This is a genomic window from Microbacterium sp. (genome assembly GCF_051860965.1).
Lineage (GTDB): Bacteria > Actinomycetota > Actinomycetes > Actinomycetales > Microbacteriaceae > Microbacterium.
Genome location: NZ_JBIMKU010000004.1, coordinates 394,841 through 403,935 on the forward strand (window position 1 = coordinate 394,841; position 9,095 = coordinate 403,935).

Genomic DNA, 9,095 nt, shown 5'->3' on the forward strand with positions numbered 1-9,095 from the left:
AACGGCCGACAATCGCGCTGGGCGTCTGTGGCTCGGGTTGCGGGGCTGCTGTGAACGTCACGCCGACGCGACGTGCTGCTGATGCTCATAGGCCGCGTGCTGGCCCGTCATGTCGCGGGTCGTTGCGCCGCGGGTCGCGTTCGGTCGGCTCGCGGAGTTGCCGTTCGCGTTCGGCGAGTGCTTGCTGCCTTGCTTCGTGCTCGGCGCGGGTGGTTTCGATCCGTGCGGCGGCGTCGCGGATCGGTAGCGCGCGGAGGTAGTCGGCCTCGGCTCGGAGCGCGGTGGCTTGCTGGTGCGCCTGTCCTGCTTGCTGTGCTGGGTTCGGCAGTCGCATCCCGACCCGGTGGCGCATCACCGCCTGCGGCCCGTACTCGCTGACCAGCAACGCCCGGCGTTCCTGCTCGTGCCGCTGCCGCAACTCGTCACGGTCGGCTCGCGCGGCCTCGACGTGCTGGGCGGCGTCGATCACGCGGGGATCGGCCTCGGCGCGACGCTCGGCCTGTCGTGCCGCCCACTCGGGCAGGGTGTCGGTGGTGCGGGGTGGTTCGCCCCATGTTTCGCGCACCCGTGCCCGAACCGTCCGGGTGTGCTCGCTCGTCTGGCGGTGCTCCGCGCGGGCCTTGCGCCTGCCGAGCCTGCCGACGGTGGCGAGTCGGCTGCTTGCGGCGGCCTCGCGCTCGACAGCATCGAGATAGGTGGTGCCGTCTGCCTCGGCCTGCACCGTCAACGGTTCCGCGATTTCGGCACGGATGCGCGCCGCCTCGTCCTCGGCGTGGCGGAGCACGTCGGCGTGCTCGTCGTCCTCGGTCTTGTGTGTTGCGCGCTGGGCGTCGAACCTGGCAGCGGTCTGCTCCCAGCGTTCCGCCGCACGTTCGGCTCGTTCGGCTTCGGCGGTGAGGCGGGCGAGTTCTTCGGTGATGAGCTGCACGGGGCCATCGCTGACGAGGCCTTGCACGGCGTCGATGGCTTGGGCGGTGGCGTGGTCGAGGCCACGGTCTGCCGGGTCGCGTTCCATCGCCTCAACGAACCGCGCCCGCGCATCCGCCATATCAGCGGCGACGACGTGGAGTTGGTTCTGTTGGCGGCCTCTCGTCATGCCGACGTAGACGCCTGCCGCGCTCGTCGCCTCCGACAAGGCCGTGTGGGAGGCATCGACGGTTGCGCCTTGGACGCCGTAGGCGGTCGCGGCATACGACAGGTGCGCCCACTCGCTCACGTACTCGGCGGGGAGGGCGACGGTGCGGCTGTGCTTGCCTCCGCCGCTGACTTCGCGGGCGTAGACGCTGCCCTCGTCGGTCACATGCTGCACGATCCATTGCTGCCGGTTTGCCACGCCGAGGTCGCTGCTGTTCTTCCGGGTCTGGATCAGGTCGCCAGCGCCGATGCTCAGCCCGTCGCTGCCGGTCGTCGTCATAGTGTCGTCGACCTCGCCGCGCTCGACCCGCCCGGCGCGGATGTGCTCGTTCAGCTCGGTGGCCTCGTCGTTGGTGGCGACGGTGATCGCTTCGCCGTCGTGGGCGTGGGCGGTGATGTGCTCGCGGGCCGCTTCCTCGTCGGCATGCAAGGTCACGAGGCCCATCGTGGCGAGTCGGTCGAACACGTCGCCGGGGTGCTCCCGGTCACGCATGACCAACGTCAACGCCGCATACTCGGCATCGGTGAACCTGTGGAGTTCGGTCATGTCGTAGGTACGGCCACGAATCTGGGCGGCCATGTCGAGCACCCCGCCGCGCCCGACCGCCGGGAGCTGCGCCCGGTCGCCCACGAACGCGACCGACGCGCCTGCCTCGGCGGTGACGGTCAGCAGAGCGAGGGCGGTGTCCTGGTCGAGCATCCCCGCTTCGTCCACGATCACCCGCTCACCCCGCGACAGCACGGCGTCGTTTGGTGGGCCGGTGTAGATGTTCCCGGTTGCAGGGTCGGTGTCGCCGGGTGCGAGGCGTGTCCATACGCCGTCCTCGTTCCACCGCCACCCATGCGCATACACGAGCGCCGCGACGGAGGTTGCGGGCACGCCGAGTTCTTCGTGGGCGACCTGCGCCGCACGCAACGTCGGCGCAACCACCCGCGAGGATCGCCCGTGCTCGGCTGCAACCTCGATGGCGACGCCGAGCATGGTGGTCTTGCCTGCGCCCGCCGCGCCCTCGACAATCACGAGCGGGTTGGTCGAGGCGACGGCAGCGGCGGCCACGGTCTGCCCGGTGTCGAGTCCGGCGGCTTGCGCAGCGTCGGTCACGTCGGGGTGCTTCGGCTCCCGTTCCGGCGTCGCGGCGGTGAGTTGGTCGCGGAGTGCGGTCTCGGCGGCGACGACGCCAAGGCTGGTGAGGTGGGCGACGTGCTCGGGTTGCACCATGCCCGGCGGCAGCACCGAGAAACAATCCGAGGCGGCGAGTCCGGTGGCGAGGTCGATGAACTCGCGCAACTCCGCCGGGGTCGCTTGCACGCCTGCCTCGGTGGTGATGCGGGTGACGTGCTCTCGCACGGTGTGCGGTGTCCAGGTCGATGCAGCCGCCGCGCAGCGATCCAGCGCACGACTGGCGACCTGTTGCACGCTGAGGTCATCCAGCGATGCCGGCGCAACGGTGTCGGGGTGCTGCAAGCTCTCGGGGTGGTAGCCGGCGTCTCGGAGTTCCTGCTGCCACCACTGCTCGTTCTTCAAGTCCGCCGGTTTCTTGCCGGGCCGCTGGAACGCCCACGCCGCGTCCTGCATCCGAGCGGTCAACACCGGGCCGGGCGTCTCGCCGGGATGCTTCGCTTGCCACTCGGCCTCCATGCGTTCCAGGTTGCGTCTGATCTGCGCCGACCGCTTCGACATGACGGCGTTGAACGGCTCCAACTCCACAACCTCACCGCTTACGGGGTCGAGGGTCAGGCCATGCTCGGAGAGCGTGGCGGCGAGCTGGGGGTGCGCGGCGATCACCGCCGTACCGAGAGCACGGATCGCGCCCTGCTGCTGGAACAACGCCGCCGTGGTCAGCGCCCGCCACTTCCCGCCCGCCCACACCCTCGTGCCAATCTGGAAATGGATATGCCGGTGCGGATCACCCGCACGACTCGTCTTGTGCGTGATCGCGACGGTCTGCATGTGCTCGACCGGCAGCACCTCCTGCGCGCCGCGCGGCCCCGCCAACGTGACCGAATGCTGACCAAGGAAGTGCTGAATCTCCCGCGCCGCATCCCGCTGCGTCGCGTCCAACGCCTCGGACACGTCCGGGTGGAGTGCGGCGGCGACCGACAGGCTCTTCGGCGCGTTGATCGTCATCTCCGCGAACAACGGCGACCCCCGACGCACCTTGCCCGGCTTGCGCGGGGTACCCATCGACTCCCCGGTGTCCGGGTTCACCCAATCGACCCAGGCTTCGTACTCATCCGCCGACAGCGACCGAGCAGCGGTGACCTCGCCGGTCGCGTCGATCACGGCGTACTCGGCCACGGCCTGGTCTGCGCCGAGGTAGTACTCGTCAGCGCGGGAGCGGTCGGCCTCGACATAGGCGCGCGCGGCAGCACCGCTGCCGTGGAACAGCTTCACTCCACCCTTCACTCTGGCCTCCCTCACGAGTCGTCTCGTGAGAGAGGTGCGCACTACGGCCCCGCCGTAAAATACGTGCCTCACTGAGATAGGGGGCAGATGACTGATGGAGCCGAGCGTCAGCGCGAGAGCGTCGCACAGAGTGTCGCTGGCAAGAGTTGGCGTCACAAAGTTCGAGGGAACTTTCGGAGTTCGGTTCGATGAAGTGACTAGTCTTCTCGGCGAACTTCGTGACCTGATTACTGCCCGATGAGTCTTCGGGCAGCGGTGACGACGGAGGCACGGCGGCGTGCGTGTTCGGCGTCGCTCTCGGCTCCGGTGATCATGCGGGCGACCTGCGGTACCGCTGACCACCATCCGGCGAGTGAGAGCACGAGGAACATCAGGTGGTCGGCGTCGAGGTCGCTCGTTACTGTGCCCTTGGCCTGTCCGTCGGTCATGGCGGCGACTTTGTATCCGTAGTATTCGCGCCGCTCGGCCTCGTCGGGTACTTCGGTGTCGAAGACGAGCCCTTCCCAGCGCATGAGCCTGCCGAGTTCGGGGTGCTCGCGGTGGTAGTCGTAGACGCGCCCGGCGTAGTCGCCCACGTCCTCGGTTGCGAATGATTCGACGGGCACGTCGCGGGCTACCTTCGCCAGTTCCTCGCGCAGTACGGTGGCGAAAAGTCTGTCCTTGCCCCCGAAGTGCGTGTAGACGCGCTCCTTGTTCACCCCGGCGGCCTTGGCGATGCGCTCGATGGTCGTGCCGTGCGGCCCGTGCGCGGCGAACTCGGCCACCGCCGCGTCGAGGATGCGGCGCTTCCTGCCCTCAACATCCCAGCCCATCGTTCCCACCTCCCGTCTCGTGCGGTAAACCCAACGCTCACGTTGCGTCTTCGCGGTTAGCCTACTACAGTCAAATCCAACGGAAACGTTGGATTTGGAGTGGTGGTGTCTGCGAACTCGACGGAACAGATAGCGGGAGCAGGCGAGGCGCGCGAGCACCCGGCAGGGAACGGCGTGGTCGTGCTGCTCGTGGTCACGGCGCTGCTGGTGCTCACGCAGTTGTACGCGGCAATCCCGCTGATCGCCCCGATCGGTGCGGAACTCGGCTCTGATGTGACGTTCGCGCTCTCGACGGTGTTCAGCGTGTGCTATGCGGTCGGGTTCCTGATCTGGGGGCCGTTGGCCGATCAGTACGGGCGGAAGCGGATCATGCTCATCGGCCTGGTGTATCTCACCGTCGCGACCATCGCCTGCGGCTTCGCCTCCACGGTGCCGATGCTTGCTGCGCTGCGCGGGGTGCAGGGGGTGATGGCGTCGAGTTTCGCGCCGGTTGCGCTCGCGTATCTGGCCGAAGCGACCCCGCTGAAGCGTCGGGCAACGGCGATCGGGGCCATGTCGACGGCATTCCTCGTTGCCGGGATCGCAGGCCAAGTACTCGCCTCCGCGCTCAGCCTGACGTTGGGCTGGCAGTGGGTGTTCATCCTCTCCGGCATCATGCTCGGCCTCGGCATGATCGGCGTCGCCGTGCTCGTCACCGAGCCGCACAGTCGCAGAGACGATGCGAGCCTGGTGCGTCGCTTCGCCGTAGTCGGGAGGGTCGCCACACGCCCCTCGGTGCTGCTACTGAGCCTCGCGCACCTAACGCTGCTGTTGTCGTTCGTCGGCATGTACACCGGCCTCGGCCCGCACCTGACCGACCTCTGCCTGGACTCATCGCAGGTGATCTGGCTCCGCCTCGTCGGGCTGCCGGGCATGTTCGCCTCCCTCTTCGCGGGCGCTATTGCGAAGCGTCTCGGCGGCGCGGGGGTTGCACGTGCCGGGTTCGCCCTCGCCGCGATTGGGCTGCTGATCGAAGCCGCACTCTCGGCATCCCTCGCGGGCACGGCGCTGGCGAGTCTCGTGTGAGTCACTGGGGTCGCGCTCGCGGTGCCCGCGATGATCACCCTGTTCGGCGAGACCGCCGCCCCGAACCGGGCCGGTGGGATGGCGCTCAACGGATTCGTGCTGTTCCTCGGTGCCAGCGTCGGCCCACTCACTGCCTACCTGGGCTTGGACTTCCCGATCCTGCTCGTCAGTCTCGCCGCGCTCATGGTGCTCGCCGTCGCCAGCCTCACCGGGTTCGCCCGACTCACCCGCACGCCCGCTTCGGAGGTACCTGTATGACTCGCATCCTGATTCTCGGCGCGACCGGGCGCACCGGAGCCGCCATCCTCGCTCATCTCCCCGCAGGCATCGAGGCGACCGCTGCGCTGCGCGATCCGGCAGACACCACGCGGCTCGCCAAGACTGCTGCATCGCTGACCTCCACGGTCGTGAACATCGCTGAGAACGCCAGTCTCACGCAAGCAATGCACGGCATCGACGTCGTCATGAACGCGATCCGACTGCGTGAGGACATCGCCCCGACCGAACTCGTGGCCGTACATGATCGACTCATCGAGGCAAGCACCAAGGCCAACGGCGCTCCGGCCCGGATCGTCACGGTCGGCGGAGCAGGAGCACTCCGACTCCCTGGAGACAGACGGTTCTGGCAAGACCCCCGGTTCCCAGAACCCACACTGCCGCGCGGGAGAGCACACGCCATGCTGCGCGACCACCTCGAAGCGGGCAACGCAGGATCAGAATGGGCGTATCTGATCCCGCCGCCCGTCTACGAACCGGAGGGGCCGACGACAGCACGCTGGGAACGAGTCTCCCCTTCCACAGACGAGACTGCGTTCACCCGACAAGCGATCAGTTATGCCGACTTCGGAGCGGCAGTCGCGGAGACTTCCACCAAGGACGACACTCGCACGCAACTCATCGCATGGCCCAGTGAACTGACAGAAAAGCACCCGATGAGTGGATAGGCGCATCTCCCCGCCGTTGTCGGCTCGGACACGGACGACGCATCGACCTGTGGGCCTGGCGGCGTACAACGTTGTCCGGCTCGTTGTGATCCGTGACGGCACGGCCATCGTGTTCAGCGAGTTCGGACAGCAACCCGTCAGCTTTGGCGACGCGGTGCTGCTGGGGCCGAGCGTGCTGTTCGGCGTCGAACCCGAGGGGCGGGTCACCTATACGACGGTCTACATCGACACCGACATGGCGCTGGATCAGTTCTTCTGGCAACACTCCGCGATCTTGCACGACCGCCTCGACGCCCACGACTTCGCGGGAAAGGTGTACACCGAACCTGCCCAGGTACTGCACCTGGGCCGGGATCGAGCCGGGCGGTTGTTGCCGTGGCTGGACGAGCTGGTCGCCCTCACCGTCGAGGGCAAGTACCTGGAACGGTTCCATCGGATGCAGGCGCTCTGGTTCCTCATCACCGATGTGATCGCGCCGTGCATCCGCGTCTCGACGGTGCGGCTGACCCGGCTGCAACGTGCCCGCGCTCGCCCGTTCTCCGCTCGAAGTCGGGTGCCTGAACCGTTGCGTCGTGAGGCGATGCTGGTGCGCGACGCGCTGCACAGCCGGATCACGCACCCGTGGACGCTCGCGGAACTGGCAGCCCTGGTGCGGCTCTCTCCGAAGCACCTGGTGCGCGTGTTCACGGACACGTTCGGGAAGACCCCGACCGCCTACCTGGTGATGCTCCGCGTGCAAGAGATGGCGCGGCTCCTACGCGAGACGAACATCACCGTCACCGCCACCGGGCAGCGGGTGGGGTGGCGGAGCCGGTCGCGCGCGGTAGAAGCATCCACAGCGCACACCGGAGTGACACCGAGCCGCTACCGAGACATGCGCCCGCTCATGACCGACCTCCCATGACCGAGCCGGTCGCGCTGCCCGGCAAAGTGCCGGAGTGACCGGGAAACGCCCGGCCTGCTCGTCTCCTGCTTCGCCGCGACCGCCGGTGCTTGGTAGGCCGGTTCTTCCCCCTGGTTGCTCGGGGGTGGTCAGAGAAGGGAGGTCGTCATGTCGCTGCTACTCGAACGCCCGGCGACCACGCCGACCGGTCATGAGCCTACAAGGACGCCGCAGTCGCCGCACCCCGCGATAGTGCAGCCGGTCGAGCCGTGGAGTTGCGTCTATGTCACCAGCATCCGTCACCGTCGCATATTGGCGGCGACCGCCTATGACTGTGTGCGCTTCGTGGTCGTGCGCGACGGCTCGATCATCCTCACCGATGCCGATGCCGATGCCGATGCGGGCGGGTCGGCGTCGGTGGGTGATGTGGTGCTGGTCGCCCCGAACGTCGAGTTCGGGTACGAACCCGAGGGCACCGTCACGGTGAGGACAGTGGCAGTGGATACCGATTACTGGTCGAGCAGTTGTTCTGGCAGCACCTCGACGTGCTCGCGGACGGCGAAGCCGCACGCGACCTCGCAACTCACCTGTATCCCGATCCGGTGCAGGTGCTGCGCGTCGGAGAATCGCAGGCCGAACGGCTCGGGCCGATCCTCGATGAACTCGCCACACTCACCGGCGAAGACCAATCGCCGCGCGGCTACTTCCGTGCGTATGCGCTGCTGTTCACGGTGCTCGCCGCCATCGCGCCGCTGGTTCGTCACGCGCCGGTGGAGGTGCCGCCGCTGACCTCTCGGCAGCGGGCCGTGCGGGTCGCGCCTCCCCGGTGGCGGGAGTTCAAGCCGGTGCGCCGCGAGATTATGCGCACGGCGGCGCTCATGCAGAGCAACATCGCCAGGCAGTGGCCGCTCACCGAACTGGACGCGCACGCCTGCCTGTCGCCGAGTCAGCTCAATCGGGTGTTCAAGGACTCGTTCGGGGTGACGCCGCCGGTGTACCTGTCGATCCTGCGCGTACAGGAGATGGCGCGCCTGATCCGCGAAACCGATCTGCTCATCGGCACGATCACCGAACGGGTCGGCTGGTGCCACCACTGCGGGCAAGCCTCGCGCATCTTCCGCCGCTACATGGGCGTGACCCCCATCGAGTACCGGCGCTACGGCCCACCGTCCGCGAGCCGGGCGGGGCCGGGCGTCGGCATCGCCACCGCACGCGCCGACGACTCCCGTGGGAACGGGTGCGCACCTACCTACTGACACCTGCCCACACGACCGGAGGAACCCGACGATGAGCACCGCCACCACGCGACCGCGATACGCTCCGGCGCGCCTGCATGTCGGGGTGGGGGTGACGGTTCCGGCAAATTGCCGGAACCGTGCGACCAGGGCTTTTACTCCCGGCCGGGGTGGTTCCGTCGAATCGGCGGCACCACACTCGCGGGGCGACGGTCGGGGAAAATTTCCCACACCGTCCAGCCTGCGACCTCGGCCCGCTGTGCTGCTCGTTGTGGTTCTCGTGACGGTGGTGGCAAATTGGCACCACCGTCCGACCAGGAGTTTCGCCGTTGCCCCCGCGAACCAAGCCGCATCCGCTGCGACCTCACCGCGACCGTTCACGGTGGTGTCGAATCGCCACCACCGTCGGACCTGCGCTTTCGCTCCGCTCGGCTGGCCGTCACGGGCGCGAACGGTGCCGCAAAATTTGCGGCACCGTTGAGCCGGTTCACGAGGGTACCGAATCGGCACCCCCGTGACATACCCCGTTTGGGGTCGGTCGCAGGTAGCTCCCTGTGGATAAGTCTGCATATAGTACCTCAACTCGATGCCAGGTACTAGATGTACCCGGCCATG

At 67.8% G+C, this 9,095-nt stretch carries 7 protein-coding genes; 5 read left to right on the top strand and 2 right to left on the bottom strand.

Annotated elements, in window-relative coordinates:
* Positions 1-85: 85 nt before the first annotated feature.
* Together mobF and ACTIFV_RS10345 are read right to left on the bottom strand one after the other, a co-directional pair.
* Positions 86-3,529: a MobF family relaxase gene (mobF, locus tag ACTIFV_RS10340; protein ID WP_200951266.1), complete on the bottom strand. Its 3,444-nt coding sequence runs from the start codon at positions 3,527-3,529 to the stop codon at positions 86-88.
* A gap of 239 nt (positions 3,530-3,768) precedes the next feature.
* Entirely contained in the window at positions 3,769-4,353 is a 585-nt protein-coding gene (locus tag ACTIFV_RS10345; RefSeq protein WP_024476687.1) for a TetR family transcriptional regulator, read from the bottom strand.
* Between the two features lie 174 nt (positions 4,354-4,527).
* Here ACTIFV_RS10345 and ACTIFV_RS10350 point away from each other — a divergent pair, with 174 nt between their 5' ends.
* The 5 genes from ACTIFV_RS10350 to ACTIFV_RS10370 all read left to right on the top strand — a co-directional run bounded on the left by ACTIFV_RS10350 (position 4,528) and on the right by ACTIFV_RS10370 (position 8,501).
* Entirely contained in the window at positions 4,528-5,418 is an 891-nt protein-coding gene (locus ACTIFV_RS10350; RefSeq protein WP_197425748.1) for an MFS transporter, read from the top strand.
* 30 nt (positions 5,419-5,448) lie between these two features.
* Complete coding sequence (locus ACTIFV_RS10355) at positions 5,449-5,676, top strand: hypothetical protein (protein ID WP_197425747.1); 228 nt, start codon at positions 5,449-5,451, stop codon at positions 5,674-5,676.
* Positions 5,673-6,362, top strand: a complete 690-nt coding sequence (locus ACTIFV_RS10360) for an NAD(P)-dependent oxidoreductase (protein WP_024476688.1) — start codon at positions 5,673-5,675, stop codon at positions 6,360-6,362. The genes ACTIFV_RS10355 and ACTIFV_RS10360 overlap by 4 nt, the downstream gene beginning before the upstream one ends.
* A 49-nt stretch (positions 6,363-6,411) precedes the next feature.
* The gene (locus ACTIFV_RS10365) at positions 6,412-7,266 is read left to right on the top strand and encodes a helix-turn-helix transcriptional regulator (protein WP_024476689.1); all 855 of its coding nucleotides are present in this window, start codon (positions 6,412-6,414) and stop codon (positions 7,264-7,266) included.
* Positions 7,267-7,769: 503 nt separating this feature from the next.
* Positions 7,770-8,501: a helix-turn-helix transcriptional regulator gene (locus tag ACTIFV_RS10370; protein WP_051317669.1), complete on the top strand. Its 732-nt coding sequence runs from the start codon at positions 7,770-7,772 to the stop codon at positions 8,499-8,501.
* Positions 8,502-9,095 lie beyond the last annotated feature (594 nt).

Bases quoted from the DNA above. Each gene is read 5' to 3' on its own strand.
- ACTIFV_RS10345 (WP_024476687.1), bottom strand. From the start codon at position 4,353: ATGGGCTGGGATGTTGAGGGCAGGAAGCGCCGCATCCTCGACGCGGCG.
- ACTIFV_RS10355 (WP_197425747.1), top strand. From the start codon at position 5,449: ATGATCACCCTGTTCGGCGAGACCGCCGCCCCGAACCGGGCCGGTGGG.
- ACTIFV_RS10360 (WP_024476688.1), top strand. From the start codon at position 5,673: ATGACTCGCATCCTGATTCTCGGCGCGACCGGGCGCACCGGAGCCGCC.